Source organism: Exiguobacterium sp. HVEsp1, assembly GCF_002009685.1.
In the GTDB taxonomy this organism is placed as follows: domain Bacteria; phylum Bacillota; class Bacilli; order Exiguobacteriales; family Exiguobacteriaceae; genus Exiguobacterium; species Exiguobacterium profundum.
On the sequence record NZ_KV917367.1, the window covers coordinates 1,609,586 to 1,630,002 of the forward strand.

At 46.8% G+C, this 20,417-nt stretch carries 20 protein-coding genes; 10 read left to right on the forward strand and 10 right to left on the reverse strand.

Features of this window, described 5'->3' with window-relative positions:
* Window positions 1-87: 87 nt before the first annotated feature.
* The 4 genes from BV910_RS08275 to BV910_RS08290 all read right to left on the reverse strand — a co-directional run bounded on the left by BV910_RS08275 (window position 88) and on the right by BV910_RS08290 (window position 3,521).
* Window positions 88-1,095: a sodium:calcium antiporter gene (locus tag BV910_RS08275; protein ID WP_074036920.1), complete on the reverse strand. Its 1,008-nt coding sequence runs from the start codon at window positions 1,093-1,095 to the stop codon at window positions 88-90.
* Between the two features lie 187 nt (window positions 1,096-1,282).
* The gene (locus BV910_RS08280) at window positions 1,283-2,131 is read right to left on the reverse strand and encodes an HD domain-containing protein (RefSeq protein WP_078146993.1); all 849 of its coding nucleotides are present in this window, start codon (window positions 2,129-2,131) and stop codon (window positions 1,283-1,285) included.
* Window positions 2,132-2,231: 100 nt separating this feature from the next.
* The gene (locus BV910_RS08285; protein WP_078146994.1) at window positions 2,232-2,939 is read right to left on the reverse strand and encodes an SDR family NAD(P)-dependent oxidoreductase; all 708 of its coding nucleotides are present in this window, start codon (window positions 2,937-2,939) and stop codon (window positions 2,232-2,234) included.
* Between the two features lie 36 nt (window positions 2,940-2,975).
* Window positions 2,976-3,521, reverse strand: coding sequence for a glycerol-3-phosphate responsive antiterminator (locus tag BV910_RS08290; RefSeq protein WP_078146995.1), 546 nt, complete (start codon window positions 3,519-3,521; stop codon window positions 2,976-2,978).
* A 115-nt stretch (window positions 3,522-3,636) separates the two neighbouring features.
* Between BV910_RS08290 and BV910_RS08295 the strand changes: the two genes are divergently transcribed.
* On the forward strand, window positions 3,637-4,062 hold the full coding sequence (locus tag BV910_RS08295) for a GNAT family N-acetyltransferase (RefSeq protein WP_078146996.1): 426 nt from the start codon (window positions 3,637-3,639) through the stop codon (window positions 4,060-4,062).
* A 25-nt stretch (window positions 4,063-4,087) separates the two neighbouring features.
* Entirely contained in the window at window positions 4,088-5,257 is a 1,170-nt protein-coding gene (locus BV910_RS08300; RefSeq protein WP_078146997.1) for a cation:proton antiporter, read from the forward strand.
* Between the two features lie 39 nt (window positions 5,258-5,296).
* Here BV910_RS08300 and BV910_RS08305 read toward each other — a convergent pair whose 3' ends face one another.
* Window positions 5,297-5,914: a DedA family protein gene (locus BV910_RS08305; RefSeq protein ID WP_078146998.1), complete on the reverse strand. Its 618-nt coding sequence runs from the start codon at window positions 5,912-5,914 to the stop codon at window positions 5,297-5,299.
* An 89-nt stretch (window positions 5,915-6,003) separates the two neighbouring features.
* Between BV910_RS08305 and BV910_RS08310 the strand changes: the two genes are divergently transcribed.
* From BV910_RS08310 to BV910_RS08345, 8 genes are all read left to right on the forward strand, one after another.
* Window positions 6,004-6,561 (forward strand): DNA-3-methyladenine glycosylase I, encoded by a 558-nt coding sequence (locus BV910_RS08310; protein ID WP_078146999.1) that lies wholly within the window; start codon window positions 6,004-6,006, stop codon window positions 6,559-6,561.
* Window positions 6,562-6,680: 119 nt separating this feature from the next.
* The gene (gene putP / locus BV910_RS08315; RefSeq protein WP_078147000.1) at window positions 6,681-8,168 is read left to right on the forward strand and encodes a sodium/proline symporter PutP; all 1,488 of its coding nucleotides are present in this window, start codon (window positions 6,681-6,683) and stop codon (window positions 8,166-8,168) included.
* Window positions 8,169-8,281: 113 nt separating this feature from the next.
* Window positions 8,282-9,424: a CapA family protein gene (locus tag BV910_RS08320; RefSeq protein ID WP_078147001.1), complete on the forward strand. Its 1,143-nt coding sequence runs from the start codon at window positions 8,282-8,284 to the stop codon at window positions 9,422-9,424.
* Between the two features lie 124 nt (window positions 9,425-9,548).
* Window positions 9,549-10,763, forward strand: a complete 1,215-nt coding sequence (locus BV910_RS08325) for an argininosuccinate synthase (protein ID WP_078147002.1) — start codon at window positions 9,549-9,551, stop codon at window positions 10,761-10,763.
* Complete coding sequence (gene argH / locus BV910_RS08330) at window positions 10,756-12,144, forward strand: argininosuccinate lyase (protein WP_078147003.1); 1,389 nt, start codon at window positions 10,756-10,758, stop codon at window positions 12,142-12,144. Before BV910_RS08325 ends, argH begins: the two co-directional genes overlap by 8 nt.
* Window positions 12,145-12,340: 196 nt before the next feature.
* Window positions 12,341-12,754, forward strand: coding sequence for an NAD(+)--rifampin ADP-ribosyltransferase (gene arr, locus BV910_RS08335; RefSeq protein WP_251024852.1), 414 nt, complete (start codon window positions 12,341-12,343; stop codon window positions 12,752-12,754).
* A gap of 86 nt (window positions 12,755-12,840) precedes the next feature.
* Window positions 12,841-13,371: a biotin transporter BioY gene (locus tag BV910_RS08340; RefSeq protein ID WP_078147005.1), complete on the forward strand. Its 531-nt coding sequence runs from the start codon at window positions 12,841-12,843 to the stop codon at window positions 13,369-13,371.
* A 63-nt stretch (window positions 13,372-13,434) separates the two neighbouring features.
* On the forward strand, window positions 13,435-13,632 hold the full coding sequence (locus BV910_RS08345) for a hypothetical protein (protein ID WP_012726425.1): 198 nt from the start codon (window positions 13,435-13,437) through the stop codon (window positions 13,630-13,632).
* Between the two features lie 21 nt (window positions 13,633-13,653).
* Here BV910_RS08345 and BV910_RS08350 read toward each other — a convergent pair whose 3' ends face one another.
* From BV910_RS08350 to BV910_RS08370, 5 genes are all read right to left on the reverse strand, one after another.
* Entirely contained in the window at window positions 13,654-14,502 is an 849-nt protein-coding gene (locus tag BV910_RS08350; RefSeq protein ID WP_078147006.1) for a sulfite exporter TauE/SafE family protein, read from the reverse strand.
* 69 nt (window positions 14,503-14,571) lie between these two features.
* Window positions 14,572-15,459: an alpha/beta hydrolase gene (locus tag BV910_RS08355; RefSeq protein ID WP_078147007.1), complete on the reverse strand. Its 888-nt coding sequence runs from the start codon at window positions 15,457-15,459 to the stop codon at window positions 14,572-14,574.
* A 28-nt stretch (window positions 15,460-15,487) separates the two neighbouring features.
* Entirely contained in the window at window positions 15,488-16,276 is a 789-nt protein-coding gene (locus tag BV910_RS08360) for an AAC(3) family N-acetyltransferase (protein WP_168169846.1), read from the reverse strand.
* Entirely contained in the window at window positions 16,276-19,284 is a 3,009-nt protein-coding gene (locus BV910_RS08365) for an AAA family ATPase (protein WP_078147008.1), read from the reverse strand. The genes BV910_RS08360 and BV910_RS08365 overlap by 1 nt, the downstream gene beginning before the upstream one ends.
* Window positions 19,284-20,387, reverse strand: a complete 1,104-nt coding sequence (locus tag BV910_RS08370) for an exonuclease SbcCD subunit D (protein WP_078147009.1) — start codon at window positions 20,385-20,387, stop codon at window positions 19,284-19,286. Before BV910_RS08370 ends, BV910_RS08365 begins: the two co-directional genes overlap by 1 nt.
* Window positions 20,388-20,417: the final 30 nt, after the last annotated feature.

Genomic DNA, 20,417 nt, shown 5'->3' on the forward strand with positions numbered 1-20,417 from the left:
CACCCCTCCTTCAATTCCTCTATACCCGAAGCAATGAATTCGCATTCCCAATTAAAAAAACATCAGCCCTAAGGCTGATGCGTGAGTTCACCCGATAAAGATCAAGTAAGACGAAACAAAGTAGACAATCACAATCATAAGTGATGGAAGAACATATTTGAATGATTTAGTCACTTGCTTACGTAGAATACTGTACATAACGATAATCGATAAAATCGTGATACCAACCGAAGTGACAAGGTGAGATGATGAAACATCAGCTAAAATTGAACCATTCCGGTAAAACACATCAGACATCGCTATAATCAACATGTTGAAGATATTGCTTCCTAGAATTGAACCAAATGCTAAGTTTACATTCTTTAACTTGAGTGCCATAAAAACGGCTACTGCCTCAGGTAAGGAAGTTGTTGCGGCAATCAAGAAACTTCCAACAAAACTCGATCCGAGACCTGTGACGACTGCAATCTGGTCGCCCGTAATAGACAACGCAGTACCAGCTGCCATAATCACAATCGCAGCAATTCCGAACCCTACAATTGCATGTCGGAGTGTAATCGGGTTCTGCAATTCTGCTAGAGCATGATCATTCGAAGTGTCCGAAACTTCAAGCGTTGCTGCACTAGATACTTCTTTCGGCATCTTTCCAATCCAGTAAATCCCAATCGCATATAACACTGCGATAAGCAAGGCATCAATCCCGATACCAAGAATAGTAAAGTCAATTCGTAAAATCAGGGCAAGCATAGTAACTAAGGTCAATGCCAGTCCAAGCATCGCAGTATAGAGGTGCTCTCTGTCAGCGCCATTAAAAAGACGTTTTTGGCGGAAATATAAATCAAACATTGCTAATATAAAAATATTGAACAAGTTTGAACCAAGCATATTCCCAATGGCGATATCTGGATTATTGATTAAGACAGCTGAAACACTTGTGGTCACTTCTGGTAATGACGTAGCTCCGGCTAGTAACACCGTACCAACGATCAATCCCCCCATTTTCGACTTCGTACTCATGACGTCGGCGTACGTTGACAATTTGATGGCGGCGTAGACGGTGATGGCCGCGGCCAGTAAGAAATAAACAAATACCATTTTTTCTCCTCCTTGGGTAAACAAAAAAGACCTTTTTATGGACGACAAAAACGCCCATAAAAAGGTCTTGCGGACTTGTAAAAGCTCGATGGACCGAGTGCGCACGCACTGTAATGACGACCCATCGACCACGATTGTGGTCGCTACTCCCCTTTTTATCTTCCTTTTGACTATATCATGAAGAGAACTAATTGACAATCGAGCGGCGCATGAGTGCGAGAAGCTGCTGTGGTTCGAGAGCCGTCCGATACGCGAGTTCTTGCATCCCCGCGAGTTTCTCAGGTGGCAATGGCGTGGTCAAACCTGCTTCGTGAAGTCGTTGTCGGAAGCATGAAATCTCCGCCTCATCACTCGTCTCTCGCGCAACAATCTCCCTTAACTCATATGCGGTCTGACATAGTGGCGCTGATTCTTGTAACCATTCGTCCTCGACGAAATGGGTCAGCATCGATTCAAGGAGCCTTGCCACTTTTCGATCTTTTGAATTTTTCTCGCCGTAAAACAATAGATGGAGTTCTTGTTCATATAAGCCAATCAGGTCTGTCGAACTCCGAAACGGTTCAAATGCTGATAGTAATTCATGATAATACCATGATTGGTCTCGCAGTGGTCGTTTAAAACGTTGCCACACCTTCATCCCTTCCATCTCAAGATCATAACGGATGGAACGGAGATTATGTAGCTTATCCGCCACGAGAAGTGCGACTTCATCAAATTGTAGTGATTTCACCTGCTGAAGTGTCATTCGTTTCCGTTGTTCCCACGACTTGTCACGATTTTTTTCCGAGACCGCGAGAACGAGCCTGTGCACGTCAGATCCGAATTTTGATAAGATTTCTTGTGGGTCCGTCTTCGTGTCCTCAATCATATCGTGAAGCAATCCTGCCGCCACGACTGCCGGTGCTTGATGATCGGACTCAAGAAGCATGGCGACCGAGAATGAGTGTGACAAATATGGTATGGATGAACCTTTTCGGAACTGTCCTCCGTGACGAATAGACGAAAAACGTAACGCCTCTTCTACGAGCGGGTTCATGTCGCCATCCTCCTTCTTCCGGATAAAAACTCTCCTATTCATTACCCGGAATTAGGTACATATAACCTAAAAATATCCCAATTTTAGGTATATGGTCACATTATTCTTCATAAATCATTTTTTTCGTCATTCCTCCATCAACGACAAGATTATGCCCGTTCACAAAACTGTTCTGACGGTCAATCAAGTACTGCACAGCGCGGACGATATCTTCCGGTTCACCGACCCGTCCTGATGGGTGCTGCTCATGATCAATCTCGCGTAATGCCTCATCGGACGTATGAATCCATCCTGGACTGATTGCATTCACTGTCACGGGGCGATCGCCTAATGAGATGGCGAGTGAATGGGTCAATCCAACGATGCCTCCTTTAGATGCACCATATGCGTCCCAATGCGGCTCATTCTGGAAGGCACGTGTCGAGGCCATGTTGACGATTCTTCCGTACGACTCACCTTGATTCAGTTCTAAAAAGTATTTCGCACAACTAAATGTCCCGACTAAATTGACATCGATGACTCGCTTGAACGTGTCAATCTCAAGCTCATCAATCGGCTTGACTAGCGAGGCGATCCCTCCGTTATTGATCAGCACATGGGCTCGACCAAATTCGTTGTGAATATCGTCAAAGACACGCTTAAGTTCAGACGTGTCTCCAAGGTCTACTTGATAAAAGCGTAACCCTTCGATATCCGGATCATCTCCAATGTCTAGCCCGATCACTTCATACTGATTTACGAAAGCTTGTGCAATCGCATAACCAATTCCTTGACTAGCTCCTGTTACAATCATCACGTCTGTCATCATTCATCCCTCCTAAAAGACTGTATACCCAAATCTCGATTAGTCGGACCATAGTTTTCGATTCGAAGTCGTGATCACACTCGCTCCCGCATCAAGTGCCGCTTGGACTTCTTCTCGTGTTTCAATCAGTCCACCAGCGAAAACGGGGATTCCCGTCTCCTCCTTTACCCGTTGAATATACTTCGGCACAATGCCTGGCAGTACTTCAATATAGTCTGGTTTTGAACGTTCAATGTGTTTGATACTTTTCTCTAATGAGGTGGAATCAATTAAAAATAGACGCTGCACAGTTACCACATCATTTTGCTTTGCTTTGACGATGACGTTTCCTTTCGTCGAGATGATGCCGAACGGTTTGAACGTCTGGCAGACATATTCTGTCGCATACTCGTCCGCCTTCATACCTTGAATCAAATCCATATGGATGAACACTTTTTTATCATGCTTCCCCAATAATCTGAAGATGGAGTCCAATCGGCTCATATGAATCTCTAATAACACCCCTAATTCGAAATCACTCGATAAAAACCGCTCTAAATCCCGCATGTCCCGTATCGCCGGTAAGATGGATTGACCATTGATCATCAACTATTCCCCCTGTCTCTTTCTCATTATGCAGATAGCCGATTTTATAAATCAAGGTTTACTCATTCAATATATCGGGAAAATAAAATCAACTTGTGTAGAGGGGGATTTGAGTATGGTCAATGAAGTAACTGTAAAAGTCGAAACACCGACTCCAGAACAACATCAAGCGTTACGCGTGAAGGCGGGGATGCCACGACGTTCTGATCGAGGTACGGTGAAGGGGCTTCAAAATACACTGTATGGTATTTGTTTATACTTAGATCATGAGATTGTCGGAATGGGACGTGTCGTCGGTGACGGCGGGATGGTATTCCATTTAGTAGATATCGTCGTAGATCCGGAATGCCAGGGGCTTGGACTCGGAAAATTACTCATGGAGCATTTGATGGAATGGATCTTACAGGAAGCCGATGAGACGGCCATCATCAGCTTAATCGCAGATATTCCAGCCGATGGATTGTATCGACAGTTCGGTTTTGATTACTCACGACCTGAATCCGTCGGAATGGAGTATCAATGGAATCAAAGAGAAAGCTAATTGGGGTCGTGAGAGGAGATGACGTATGGATGGGTTAAACATCATCGTGTTGCTCGGATTGGCGCTCACCCTCATCTCTGTCCTCAGTCTCCTGATTGAACGATTATTCTTCCCAAGTATTTTAGCGTTTATCGCAATTGGGGTCGGGGTCGGGTTTTTCTGGGATGGGAATGAAGTCTTTAAAGTCGCGGGAGAGATCGGAATCATTCTGTTATTTTTCCTACTCGGTCTGAAGTTTCCACTACGTGAACTTTGGAAGCGCATGCGGAAAGTATGGAAGGCGGGAATACTCGATATCATTCTGTCATTCGGGGTATCGTTTGGGATTGCTTTAGCATTTGGTCTCGATTTCCCTCGCGCCTTTTTAATCGGGGCCGTCTTATATGCTACGAGCTCCTCCATCTCTGCGAAACTGCTTGAGCGGCATTCCGAAAAACATGAAGATATTAAAGAGTTTGTGCTCGCATTACTCATCTTTGAGGATATTTTTGCCCCTCTCCTATTGACGGTTGCCCCTTTCATCATTCAAGAAGAACCGGTTGCGATGTCCGATATCGGCAAAGTGTTCGCAGGATTTCTGATATTTGGCGTACTCTTGTTCATTGGTTCGAGCTTCGTATCCAAACAACAAAAGTTTTCGAAGCACTTGTTGCGACAAGATGATGCGAGTATCGGTCTGATCGGACTCATTCTCCTTTTCGCAGGGATTGGGATGGTGTTTGGATTATCTGAGATTTTAGGGGCATTTATCGCCGGGATCTTGCTCGCAGATATCCACGATGTGAGACCGCTAAAGCGTTTGACCGTACCCGTCCGAGATTTATTCTTGCCGATCTTTTTCATCTCGTTCGGTATCTCGATCAACCTCGAGAAAGGTGTCATCGTAAATGCGCTCTTCTTCGTATTGATTGTGTGGGGTGTATTATCCAAATGGATTGTCGGACGCGTCGGGGGCAGAATCTATGGCTTGACGCGTGTTCAAGCCAATGAAGCCGGGTTCTCACTCGCGCCACGTGGGGAGTACTCTATTTTATTCACCGCCCTTTCGAACGGGGCCATCAACTTGTTTGTCGGTCTCTATATTTTCGTGTCAGCCATTGTCGGAATCATTCTGTTCCGCTTCTCAGAGTACTTGGCAGAAAAAACGGAGAAAACCCTCACGAAAGTCTTACCTGACGAGAAAAAAGAAGAATGAATTGGCGGACCCATACGCTGGGTCCGCCTGTTTTGTGCGTTAGTCTTTTGCCCGTTTGTTGTGCCGCTTTTTACGCCAGACGATATAAATGATGACGCCGATGAACAGCAGCCCATAGATCGCGTAGGAATAGGCATCGAGGTATGAGAGGATATCTTGCCAGTTCTCGCCGACTTTCATCCCGATGAAGATGAGAATGGTATTCCATAAGGCTGTTCCAGCCGTACTGAGCAGTAGAAATTTCACGAATGGCATGTTTGACATCCCAGCAGGAATCGAGATTAGGCTTCGGACGACCGGCATCAAACGTCCAAAGAAGACCATCCAGCCCCCGTACCGGTCGAACCACGCATCCGCTTTTTTTACATCATTCAGATCAAGTCGTAACCACTTCCCATATTTCTTCGTCCATTCTTCGATCTGCTCGACATCAAACAATAGTCCGAGGCCGTATAATAATACGGCTCCTAATATGGCTCCGACTGTCGATGCCACGATGACGAGCGTGATGGACAAGTTCGTCTTTACAGCAAAAAAACCACCAAAGAGTAAGACGACTTCAGAAGGGATCGGTGGAAACACATTTTCAATAAAAATCATGAATGCAATCCCTATGTAGCCGTACTGTTCAATCACAGAAATCATCCAGTCACTCATGTCTCTTCCTCCATTCTCCCCTCTATACCCGTCCATTTTGCTATATAATCGTAAGGACATGCTACACTCAAAGAAAGGAGCTGATTGAAATGGAAGAAACAGTACGGTGTCCTTGGTGCGGGACGGATCCACTTTACGTCCGTTACCATGACGAGGAATGGGGAAAGCCCGTTCACGATGACCAAAAGCACTTTGAATGTCTGACACTCGAGAGTGCGCAAGCAGGACTCAGTTGGATCACCATCTTGAGAAAGCGTGAAAATTATCGATTGGCTTATGCCGACTTCGAAGTGCAGCGAGTTGCTAGCTTTACGGATGAGGATGTGGAGAGACTCCTAGCCGATAGCGGGATCGTGCGAAATCGACGAAAAATCGAGGCGTCGATCAATAATGCGAAGCAGTTCATCAAACTACAGGAAGAGTTTGGCTCATTTGATTCGTACATCTGGTCATTCGTCAACGATGCACCGATCCTGAATGCATGGAACCGTCTTGAAGATGTTCCTGCGACGACGGAACTTTCTGAACGATTGAGTAAAGATCTGAAACGACGCGGCTTTAAGTTTTTAGGACCGACAACGGTTTATGCCCATCTACAAGCGACGGGTCTTGTCAATGACCACCTCACCTCTTGCACGTTCCGATAACTTAAGACCAGCTCTCAAAAATATCTTTACATTTCCCCACTTGTTGTGACAATATTTTGACAAAGTGATACTTTATCACTGAAAGCGTATTCATTTTTTTATCTTTCGGGGGGATGTTGATGAACGGAATTTTAGTGTCCATTGTCGTGTACATGGCACTGATGGTCTTGCTTGGGATCATCGCGTATCGGAGAACAAGCAGTATCGGAGATTATATGTTAGGTGGTCGGGCGCTTGGTCCCGGGGTCGCCGCCTTATCTGCCGGTGCATCAGACATGAGTGGATGGCTCTTAATGGGATTGCCTGGTGCCATGTATGCGTCAGGGATTTCAAGTGGTTGGATTGTCATCGGGTTGACAATCGGCGCCTATTTGAACTGGTTATTGGTCGCACCGAGATTACGCATTTATTCATACATATCGGATGATGCGATCACAATCCCAGACTTCTTTGAGAAACGCTTTAAAGACACAAAAGGCGTGTTGCGCTCATTTTCAGCTGCTGTCACGTTAATCTTTTTCACACTGTATGCGACAAGCGGATTCGTCGCCGGCGGTCGCCTATTCAATGCCGTCTTCGATATTGAGTTTGTAACGGGAGTTGTCATTCTCGCTTCTATCATTATTTTGTACACATTTATCGGTGGATTTTTAGCAGTCAGCTGGACAGATTTTGTTCAAGGATTGATCATGCTGTTCGCCCTTATTTTTGTACCTGCCATCGCCATTATGGCAACTGATGGGGTATCAAACGCTTTAGACACGGTACGAAATATTGATGAAGCGTTACTTGACCCGTGGACAGGGCAATCACTCATCGGAATCATTTCGCTATTTGCGTGGGGACTTGGCTATTTCGGCCAACCACACATCATCGTCCGTTTTATGGCAATCGGAAAGCTCGAGGACATTAAGACGGCACGTCGAATCGGGATCTCATGGATGGTCTTCACCGTTGTCGGGGCGATGGCGACCGGATTGTTCGGTCTCGCCTATTACACACAACAAGGCCTCACCATCGATAATCCGGAGAACGTCTTTATCAACCTATCTGACTTATTATTCCCGGATTTGGTGACTGGTGTATTGTTGGCTGCTCTTCTCGCCGCCATCATGTCGACCATCTCCTCTCAATTGCTCGTCTCGTCGAGTGCCGCGACGACAGACTTTTATCAGAAGTTCTTCCGTAAGGAGGCGGGTGACCGTGAACTCGTCATGGTCGGTCGGATTACGGTCATTCTCGTATCCGTCATTTCAATCATTCTTGCACTCGATGCAGACGACACCATCTTAAACCTTGTCGGTTATGCTTGGGCAGGGTTTGGTTCATCATTTGGTCCGCTCATCTTGTTCAGTCTGTTTTGGAAACGAACGACGCGTCAAGGCGCGCTTGCTGGAATGTTGACTGGAGCCTTTGTCGTCATTCTATGGAAGAACTATGCCGCTTCTCTTTTCGGAACGTTTGGGACATTGTATGAAATGATTCCAGCATTCTTCCTGTCGGCACTTGCCATCTATACCGTGAGTTTGGTGACACCGCCACCAAATGAGGTCATTCAACGTGAGTTTGACCAAATGCAAGACATGGTCAAAGAACATATCAAATAATTCTCATGACAGGTCAAAAACGACCTGTCTTTATTTATTTAGGCAGGATTTTTCTTAATTATCGACGAATTTTAGGGTTATCGTACGAATCTGTCGTGAAAAGGAGAATCGGGATGAAACCAATCAAGATCGTCTCTCGTCTTACCTTCCTGTCTAGCTTTGTTTTATTAATTGCTTGTGGTACGACTCCGGCAATGAATCAAGAAATACCAGAAGAAGTCGAAGAACCGATTGTCGAGGTACCTGAAGAAATGCCGCCTGCCGAACCGGAACCGATTGTCACGACGGCCTCCCTCTATGCAATCGGCGACATCCTTCTACATGATTCGGTATACAACGCAGCTCGTACCGATGAAGGGTATGAATTTGATACTGCATTCGAACAGATCTCTCCAATATTGAGTCGCGCCGATCTATCAATCGCCAACCAAGAGAGCATGATTGGCGGGAGTGAAATCGGACTTTCGAGCTACCCGGCATTTAACAGTCCTTTTGAAATTGGAGATGCCTTACAACGGGCAGGAATCGATTTAGTCACGACAGCAAATAATCATACGCTCGACCGTGGCGTCCGAGCCATTGAAAATTCGATCGACCATTGGAACGCAATCGGAATGCCTTATACAGGCTCCTTCCTATCTGCTGAGGACAAAGCGAATATTCGTACGTTGACTGCAAACGATATTTCTTTTTCCTTCCTCGCATACACGTATGGGACGAATAGGGTCGAGCCGAAGCAGCCTTATCACGTAAATTATATCGACCTTGCACAGATGCAACCAGAGATCGAGAAGGCGGAACAGTCGACTGACATGACGGTCGTCTCCCTCCATTTCGGTACGGAATACGAGCCGTTACCGAATGAGAGTCAAACTGAGCTCGTCCAATCGTTAGCAGACCTCGGAGTCGACATCATCATCGGTCACCACCCTCACGTGCTGCAACCCCCGACCATGCTAGAAGGAGTCAATGGCAATCAAACATTTGTCATCTACTCGCTCGGTAATTTCCTTTCCGGACAACAAGGAGATGAACGAAACACGGGCGGCATCATCGGGATTGATGTGGTCAAGACAATCGAAGATGACCAATCGACTTTTGAATTGAAAAATCCGATGTTCTATCCAACCTTTACGCAAAAATCATCTGATAGACATTATGAGGTCGTCCCGTTAAAGGCTGCTCGTCCTGAACTTCTTTCCCCTGTTAGCAACCATATGTCGCAATGGTTACCCCAACTCAAAATCGAACAATGACGACCACGAAATCACTCGTGGTCTTTTTATTTTCAAAAAAGGGTTGCCACACGACATCTTATCCCTTACACTGATTTGTATATTTATAAATAAAGATTAATAATTATTCATAAGGGGTGTTCATATTTTGAAACAGAAACTCGTATTGGCTTACTCAGGTGGTCTTGACACATCGGTTGCGATTAAATGGTTGGACGAACAAGGTTATGATGTGATTGCAGTCTGTTTGAACGTCGGGGAAGGAAAAGACTTAGAAAAGATCCAACAAAAAGCGATGAAAGTTGGAGCGAAAAAATCAATCGTCATCGATGCGGTCGACGAGTTCGTCAACGAGTTCGCTCGCTATTCGATGCAGGCCCATACATTATATGAAGGCGTATATCCACTCGTTTCGGCACTATCACGCCCCCTCATCTCGAAAAAATTGGTCGAGGTCGCACAGGCCGAAGGCGCCGTCGCCGTGGCTCATGGATGTACCGGGAAAGGAAATGACCAAGTACGTTTTGAAGTGTCCATTCATGCACTCGATCCTTCACTCGAAATCGTCGCACCGGTTCGGGAATGGAAATGGTCACGTGAGGAAGAAATCGCGTATGCGGCAAAACATCAAATTCCGATTCCAATCGTTCAAGAAGAGCCATTCTCAATCGATCAGAACATCTGGGGACGCGCCATCGAATGCGGCATTTTGGAAGATCCTTGGGCATCACCTCCGGCAAGCGCATATGAGTTAACAGCAGCACTGGAGGATACACCGCATGAACCGACTTTTCTTGAAATTGAATTCAAGAACGGAGTTCCGGTCGCTATTGATGGGAAGAGCCAATCGTTCACTGATATCTTAAAAGAGCTCAATATCGTTGCGGGTGCCCACGGTGTCGGGAAGATTGACCACATCGAGAACCGGGTCGTCGGTATCAAATCACGTGAGGTGTATGAGGCACCTGGCGCCATGACATTGATCACTGCACATAAAGCTCTTGAAGCCTTGACACTCGTTCGTGAAGTGGCGCATTTCAAACCAATTGTCGAGCAAAAATTGACAGAAACGATCTACAACGGACTTTGGTATTCACCGCTCACAAAAGCACTTCTTGCGTTTATCGATGAGACTCAAGCGACCGTCACAGGAACGGTTCGCATGAAATTGTTTAAAGGGCAGGCCATCGTCGACGGACGGAAGTCGCCAATCTCGCTTTATGATGAGGAACTTGCGACCTATACGTCAGCCGATACGTTCGATCAACAAGCAGCTGTCGGATTCATCAAGTTATGGGGTTTGCCAACAAAAGTTCAATCAGAGGTGTTGATGGAAAAGGGAGCGTTCGTCAATGAGTAAATTATGGGGAGGCCGTTTCGAGAAGACGGCGAGCGATTGGGTCGATGCATTCGGTGCATCGATTGAATTTGACGCTCAACTCGTCCTTGAGGATTTAGAGGGTAGCATGGCACACGTGACGATGTTAGGTGACCAGGGCATCCTCTTAAAAGAAGAAGTCACTCGAATCCTTGATGGATTACAACAACTTAAGCAAAAAGCACTCGCGGATGAATTAAAATTCGAGGTGTATCACGAAGATATTCATATGAACTTAGAAGCTCTGCTTCATGAAGCGATTGGACCGGTCGCAGGGAAAATGCATACGGCACGTAGTCGAAACGATCAAGTCGCGACGGACATGCATCTTTACTTGAAAAAACGTGTGAAAGAAGTGATTCAATTGATTGAATCGCTTCAACTTGAACTGCATGCACATGCTTCAGAAAACGTAGAGACGATCATGCCTGGCTACACGCACCTCCAGCGTGCACAACCGATTTCACTGGCCCATCATTTGCTCGCCTATTTCTGGATGCTGGAGCGGGACAAGGAGCGGTTTACGGACAGCTTGAAACGGATTGATTGCTCCCCTCTTGGCGCAGGAGCCTTAGCAGGGACAACGTTTCCGATCGACCGTTCCCGTTCAGCTGAATTACTTGGCTTCAATCGGGTTTACCCGAACAGCCTCGATGCCGTTAGCGACCGTGACTTCATTCTCGAGTTTCTTTCAAATGCATCGATGCTCATGATGCACCTCTCCCGCTTCTGTGAAGAATTGATTCTGTGGGCAAGCGAAGAATATCGTTTCATCACGGTGTCCGATACGTTCTCTACTGGTTCGAGCATGATGCCACAAAAGAAAAACCCTGACATGGCTGAGCTCGTCCGTGGAAAGTCGGGTCGAGTGATTGGAAACTTGATGGGCTTGTTGACGCTCATGAAAGGACTTCCGCTCGCTTACAATAAAGATTTACAGGAAGATAAAGAAGGAATGTTTGACACGGTCAAGACCGTTCAAGGCTCACTCAGTATCATGGCGGGGATGATGAATGAATTGACGTTCCATCCTGACGTCATGAAACAAGCGACCGAGCGTGATTTTTCTAACGCTACAGAACTCGCTGATTATTTGACGGCAAAAGGAGTACCGTTCCGTGAAGCTCACGAAGTGACGGGTAAACTCGTCAAATATTGCGTGGATGAGCGATTGTATTTACGTGAGCTTCCAATCACGGTATTCCAAACGTACTCTGAATTGATTCAAGAGGATGTGTATCATGCCTTGACCCCTGAACAGGCAGTCGCACGTCGAAACAGTTACGGCGGAACAGGATTCGATGCCGTACGTGAACAGTTGAAAGAAGCTTCGGCATGCATGAGCACGATGACCTATTCATAACAAATACGCGCCCTCGTCAATAAACGAGGACGCGTATTTTTGTTCATCCATTCAATATAAAAATTATATAAATCAGTACTCGTCGTCTAGTTCCCCCTCTTAATGATAACAAGAATCCTGTTCAACAAACAGACTACACTTTAATGTGTTCACGTACGATAATGGTCTCAATACGATATAAATAGGAGGCATTCACATGAAATCTTCTGTTCAGTTGGACCCAGGTCCGTTCTTTCATGGAACGAAAGCAGAACTTGTTGTTGGAGATCTTTTAGAAGTTGGCCATATGTCGAATCATCGCCATGAGCCGCTACGTCACCTTTATTTTACGGCGACTTTGGATGCTGCAAAATGGGGGGCTGAATTAGCAAAAGGAAACGGTCCTGAGCAAATTTATATCGTGGATCCGGTTGGAAATTTTGAAAATGATCCAAATTTAACGGATCAACGATTCACTGGAAATCCTACTCGATCCTATCGGACAATCGAACCGCTCCTCGTAGTAGGCGTTTTAAAATCATGGGAACGTCACTCAGAAGAGATGATTGAAAAGATGCGTTCATCGATTGAGGAATTACGTCTAACCGGAAACGATCACATCATTGATTAAGTTTGAAAAGCGAAAAACTACTTGTCATCCCTATTCGAACATGTTAACTTTTATATTGTTAACGTTAACTGAAAAGGGGTTTACATATGAAAATTCAAGATATGACTCAAATCGCCTTCGGAGCGGCACTCATCGCAAGTATTGGTTTCATCGAAATACCGATTGGACCCGTTCCGATCACCCTTCAAACACTCGCCATCATGACCATCGCCGGCATATTCGGTGCAAGGAAAGGATTTTTGGCAGTCATCGTGTACCTCCTGCTCGGCTTGATTGGACTTCCAGTACTGAGTGGTCAAGGAGGTCTCGCACCGTTTGTAGGACCAACTGTCGGATATTTAATCGCCTTTCCGATTGCAGCGCTCTTCATTGGCTGGTTCAGCGAACGCTATCGCTCCATTCCAGCATTGATTGGCTATAACTTTTTGTTCGGTCTAGGGCTCGTCTACTTACTCGGAAGTATGGGACTCGAGATCGTTCTCGGTATGTCGTTCATTGATGCGCTCAAAGTAAATATTCCATTCTTCTTTGGTGACGCTTTGAAAGCAGTACTTGCTGCCATATTAGCCGTGAAAATTTCTCAGAACGTTCAAGTCCGTCGTTCCCTCGCTTCGTAAAAGTTCGAACGTTTCACCCGTTTCCATCTGTGGAATAACTGTAGTATGGAAGGGGGTGTCCCGATGAGCGACTCGACGTTTAAAAAACGCTTACAGAAAGCGACCCACTTTTACCAACGCTCTGACAAAGGGCAGCGTCAAGGAATCGATAAGTCGTCTCATGAGAAACGTGACACAGATGCGTTTGAGCGAAGACTCCGTGAGGCTAAAGCGAAAGTTGGCGAGATTCAAGAAAACATTGACCATATTGCTAGACGTTAAAACCCCGTCCGAAGACGGGGTTTATTTTTTGCGTGGTCGAATGAGAAGGGTGACGATGAACAGAAGCGCTAATGTGACGAGAAGTGCAAGTGATGCCGTATTCCACCCGATCAAATTCAACCCTACACTGATGGCGACCGTGATATAAAATCCACCTAGCGCTTTTTTGACGTGCTGCGAGCTGAAACGTTGTAGCTGTTTCGCCCCAAAGGGTGATCCGATCATGGCACCCGCAATCAGAGCAAGACCGTGCAGATAATTCGTTTCAGCACCTGCCACCGTATAACTGATGACACCGGATAAGACGATGAGAAGCGCTGCCGTAATACTCGTTCCGACCGCACGCTTCATCTCTGTGTTCAACAACTTGACCTGAAGAGGAGTCAAGACGAATCCACCGCTTACTCCCATCAACGAGGAGATGAACCCCGCGAACACACCGATGATCCCAAGGCGTGGTACAGAGTCCGTTCCGACGCTTCCTTCCACATGCTGTTTCGAACGAAAGAAAGAAACCGCAAAATATGTGAGTAATGCGATATAGACGAGTGAGATGATCAGTGTCGCCCCATCGACTCCTTCTAAATAAAAGACAAGCGGTGTGGCAATCCAGGTCCCGACAATCCCGAACAAACCGATCCATAAGGCGTGTGACACGTTCACGTTACGCAAACGGATATGCGAGATCGTTCCTGCCGTCGTTGATCCGAGCGTCAACATCAGGCTAAGGGCAATCGCCGCACTCGCTTCATACCCGAAGACAAGGAGAAGTGGTGTCAGTAAGATTCCACCACCAATTCCAAAGAATCCACTCAAGATTCCGATTAACGTTCCTAAAAGGAGAAACTGTAATACTTGTAAAACGTCCATGTTGTACCCTTCTTTCATTGGTCTCGTCTGCAATCATATCAAAAAGGGGCGTCGAATGCGCCCCTTTGCTTACAATGACCGTTCTAGAAACTCGAATATTTGTTGACGATATTCATTCTGGAATGACTGGTACGATCCGACATGACCTTCGTTATCAGTCACCCAAAGTTCGACGCGTTCTTGTGCTTCAGCCAATTTTTCACTTTCAGAAACAGGAATCGCATCATCGTCTTTACTGTGGATCAATAAGATAGGAGCCTCAATCAACTTGATATCCTGAATAGGAGATACGACATCGGCATCGAGACCGGTGAACCAAGGGGTCACAGTCATGATTACGGGCGTGAACGGAACGTTCGGCAAGTCACTCCATACCGGAAGATTTGTCTCGAGATAATTTCGTAAATCACTAAACGGACTGTCGGCGATGACTGCAGCAACTTCGACATCATCAGCTGTAGAGAGTGCTGTCGCCGCTCCCATTGAAATTCCGTACAAGACAACTGGTCCTTCTGAACGACCTTTCGCATATTGGATGGCCGCTTTTAAATCGGATTGTTCTTTAGCGCCGACCGTGACTCGGTCACCCTCTGATATCCCTGAACCGCGAAAATCGAACGTTAAAAATTGGTATCCTTGTTCATGAAATTCTGGAATCAACTCTTTCAACGGTAAATCTTCCTGTTCACGGTTCTTCCCATATCCGTGGGCAAAGACGATGGTCGCACGCGGCGTAGGATGAGGAATCCACCATCCGTATAAGTCATATCCTTCCTCCGATTCGATTGTCACATTCTCGTACTTCAAACCAAGTGATTTCGGGGTGTATGTCAATGTTTCCCGCTCCGGTGACGTCAACTGGTCCCCAATATGAGCCGAGATTCCTCCGATAGCCAAACCGGCAACGAGTAAAATGATGAGTATCGCAATACTCAATAGTTTCATCCAACGATTCATCCGTAACTTCCCCTCGATTCTATTTACTCTATCTCAACCAGCTACGAAGCGCGATGAGCGCATGTTGGACTGGTTCCCATGTGCTAGACGGAATGAGATAACATGTCGCTTCATGGATAGAAAATGTTCGCACATCCTTTTGTTTGACGATGTTCTCGCCGATTGCGCCAAACGGATCGCTGTTCACATCGACATGTTCAAATGTACGCCACTTTCGCTCCCCTCGTTCTATAACGGCATAACCGAATGATTTGGTCGGGCCATCAATTCCGTACTCGGCATAATGCCAGAGTGTCGTCGCATCGAGCGGAGACCCAAGGTGAAGGATTCGTGCGTTTCGCTCAATCATTCGCTCGATAGGTGAACCTGGACCGAACCCGACATCGATGGTATGACCGGACACGATGGCTTCAGCCCCATCGCCCCAGGCGGCAACAGACCACATCGGATGGGAACTACGATATACGTGCGGATAGCTTCGGAACAGTTCCGGCACACGTCCCATGCCACGTGTCGCTGTTTTATCAGCTTCGTACGGAGGCATCTCCGCGCGAATCGTCTGCCACCATTCCACGGGGACAGGTGGCGCTTCCCATTCAGCTGGGTCTGAATTGTCTCCGGTCTGGGTCGCCATCATGATCAACCCAGATGGACCGACCACTTCCTGAATCGCTTCAATGACGGTCTGCGCCCCTCCACATACCCAACCGAGTTTTGAGAGCGACGAATGGACAAACAACGCCTCTCCCGAGCGAACGCCGGCTTCTTTTAACTTTTCGATGAGACTCGACTTCGTCACCATCTTTTTCACAACCATCACTCCACAATCAGCTGGATCGACGACCCGCTTCTAGATTTTTTCACTTCAATCCGTGCATCGACACGGTCTTTCAATTCTTGGACATGACTGATGACGCCGACGAGCCGACCGGTCGCCTGTAAAGACATCAATAATTCAATCGCCTGGTCTAGAGATTCGGCATCGAGCGTACCGAATCCTTCATCGATGAGCATCGTTTCAAGACTGATGCCCCCACTCAGCTGTTGGACCACCTCCGCAAGTCCAAGAGCGAGTGACAACGACGCCTTAAACCCTTCACCGCCAGATAAATTTTGTACACGACGCGATTGTCCGGTATAGGCATCAAAGACGAGAAGCTCAAGACCAGATTTGGCATTCCCTTTCGCCGTCTCGACTTTCCGCTCAAGCCGGAACTGACCGCTCGTCATCTGATCCAAATGAATGTTGGCCGCATGAAGGATCTGATCAAAAAAGGCGGTTTGAACATATGTCTCAAACGTCATTTTCTGTGGGTTGATTCCCTTCCCCGTATCCGCAATCAATTTGATTGTCTCTAATTTCTGCTCTTCTTGCGCCGTCTGTTCGCGAAGGGTATTCCATTCCGAGATGACGTGTCTATGTCGAGACAAGGCATCTTGGGCTGTGATCAGCTGTTTCGACGCCTGCTCACTGCATTCAGCCACTTCCTTCACTTTCATCTCCATCTCATGCAGGTCTGGTCGCTCCTGATTCTTCAGTTTTTCTTCAATCATCTGTTTATGGTGTCGGAGTCGAACACCTTCTTCCTCCTCACGTTGCAACTGTTCACGAATCATTGTCCGTTTGTCGATTTGATTGGCGTATGATTCATAGCGTTCACGCGTCAGATGTGATGCTTCTAGCTGATTGACCCAAATGGTCTGCTGGGCATCATACTGCTTCGATGCTTCAGTCAACTGTTCACGGATCAATGACAGTCGTTCTTCCTCTTTCCAAAGTGCTTTTTTCACCGTCTCAAACTCAAGGTCGTACGCTTCGACTTGTTTCATCAACATCGAGATGCGGTGCTCAAGGTCGGCTCGCTCGCGCTGCAACGCATCGAATGTCGTTTCTTCACTTTGACCGAGTGCGTACAGACTTTGTTGCGTCATTTCAAGTTCGGATACGACACGCTCCCGCTCTTCGAACTGTTGACGTTGCTCTTGCTCTAACTGTCGGATTTCTGCTGACAGTTGGCGAAGTGTCCGTTCGTTCTCTTGATGCATTCGTTCTTCCCGCTGCAATAGCTCTGCACGTGTTCGCCACTTATTGAGTTCTTCTGTGACATCGCCATTGAATTGAATGTCTTTGGAAGCTTGATCTAGTTCTTGTCGGACTGCTTCAAGTTGTTGATGAAGCGAACGATAATCCGCCCGCGCTTCGATTAAGCGTGTGGACAAATCATCAAGACGTGCCACGGCCGCATCCCGCTCCGCGATGTTCGTAACGGTTTCTTCGTGTTGTGGGATATCATGATGACGAGAACCGCATACCGGGCATGGCTCACCGTCTACAAGCGTCTCGCTCAGTTGTTTCGCTAGTATTAATTGTTCTTGCTGTGTAAACGTGGTGACCACTTCTTGTTGGGTCACGTACTGTCGTTGAACGTCTTTGCCCGTTCGTTCACATTCGTCGAGTTGTTTCGATAACTCACGTGCCTTTGTTTCAAGAGAGGCCAGATGCACCAATCGGTCGACGTGACGCTCGGCGTCGACTGCTCGTTCGCTAGGTTCAGACTTTATGCTGTCGACCAATCGCCGTTCTCTTTCTTGAAGTTCTTGTAACCGAGATTCTTTTGAAAACATGGCCAATTCTTTTGCACGATTCATCAATCGGTCACGAAGGGTCACGAGTGTGGCGCGCTCCTTGATTCTTGGCATCATCTCATCGACAATCCTTAGTCGCTCTTTACGAGAGATCACTTCTTCTTTGTCCGTTTCAATCGTTGGTTGTCGCTCCACTAACTTCGATTGGGTGGATTGCAAGTGCTCTAATTTTGTCGAGGAGGTCTGTTGTTCAATCGACAACCGACGCACGAGTTGCTCTAGTTCCTGTAACCGTTCAAAGACTGGACGAATGTTGGCTGCGACCTCTAAATTTGTTAGCAGTTCACGTGTCTCGTTTCGAATCGATTCCCCGTTTAAAAAGATTGCAAGTGCTCGATCGGTCTCTTCTCGTTCCTTGAATAGGGTGATGAGCGCTTTTGCTTTCTCAAGTGCATCTCTTGCCTCTTCAAGTGCTGTCGCATACGTTTGTTTCTGGGCTAAGGCCGTTTCACACGTTGCAATCAGATGTTCTTCACGCTCATCGAGCCAACGTTGAATCTCCTCGATGGACTGGGTCGACACCTCTTCGATTGCTTCATCTTCGAGCTCTAATAACTTGAGTCGTGTCCGCTCGACCGCCCATTCCACTTGTTTTCGATACGCGCTATAGCGTTCACCCCACTTTTCCTGGAACGTACGATATGCCTCAGTTTTGAAAATGGATTGGAGGATTTGTTGTTTTTCATTCGAGTTCGAGTCGAGTAATTGTCTAAATTGGTTTTGAGGGAGCAACAAGATTTGACTGAACTGTTCATACGATAATTGTAAAATCGATTCGATTCGTTCTTGTATCTCGTTCACCTTCGTCGCCAGCGGCTTCCAACCGTCCTCCCATTCATAGAGGATGGCCTCGTGCGGAATTGGCGTCTTATTTTTCGGATGAGGTTGTTGCGGCTGTCTTACGATCCGATAGCGGTCACCTCGAATCGTGAACGAAAAATCTACTTCCGTCTTCAACTCAGGTTGTGCATACTGGCTTCTGAAGTCACTAGCATTTCGAAGCGACCCACTCGCCCGACCATAAAGGGCGAACGTCATCGCATCAAAAATGGTCGTCTTCCCGGCGCCCGTCCGACCGCTTACGACAAACATCGAGCGACCAACCAACTGGGTGAAGTCAATCGTTTCACGTTCTGCATACGGTCCAAAAGCTTGAATCATCAATTCAACCGGTCTCATTAGACATCACCTTCTTCTATCATTTGCTTCACGGCATCTGAGGCAGTGCGATCATGTACGGCCTCAAAAAATTGGAGATATACCTCTTCTACTGACTGTCTTTCGAGCGTCTCGCGTTCAAACGTGGATGTCTGCTCCTGGCGACGTAACAGTTCCAATTCAAGATGAAGAATATTCGGATAGACAGTCCGAAGTTTCGCCATCGGATCATGAAGCGCCGTATCATCGGTCAATACAATTTTAAGGTAGTCATCTGTCTTTTGTTGCTGATAATAAGTTGGGGCAAGGAGTTCGTTCAATGTTCCGGTGAGTTGTCGCATATCCCGCTCTGGTGTCAAGGCACGGCGACGACGTGTCCATTGACCGTTCCATTCCAGAACATCGACGGATTTTTCATGATTGACCTCGGAAAACGAATATTTCATGAGCGACCCACTATATGCAATTCTTTCTGATTGAATCGCATCACGATTATGTAGATGACCTAATGCCGTATACGAAAAAGGCTCATATAACCCTTTTGCGACCTGTCCTGCAGTGCCAACAGATAGTTGACGTTCTGAATCCGTCTCCAGTCCTCCCGCGACAAAACTGTGACCGATTGTAACCGCATCTTTTTCGATTGTACCGTATGCTTCAATGACTGCCTCCAGTGCATCGTGATGCGTTCGAATCGAGTCGATACCGAGAATATGCCGTACGCGAGCCGGCTCAAGGAATGGAATCGGATAAAATGGGATCCCTGCGACATCGAGGGGACCAGATGTCGGGTCGAGTTTCCCAACGATGTGAAGACCCACTTGTCTCAATAACTTCGAACTATATTCGAGACGTTCTGCCGAATCATGGTTTCCGGCGATGGCAACGACCGGGATTCCACGGTTCAAGACGAGCTCTCGCCACATCTCATCGAGTAAATCGACCGCATCGACGGGAGGGACGGCACGGTCATATAAATCCCCTGCGATGATGACCGCATCGGGTCGCTCTTCATCTACGATTTGTAAAAATGAATGGAACAAAATATTCCGTTGATCTTCTGTCATATGTCGACCGTGGACAATCTTTCCTAGATGCCAATCGGCCGTGTGAATCCATTTCATCACGTATCACCTCTCTTTCCTATTCTAGCA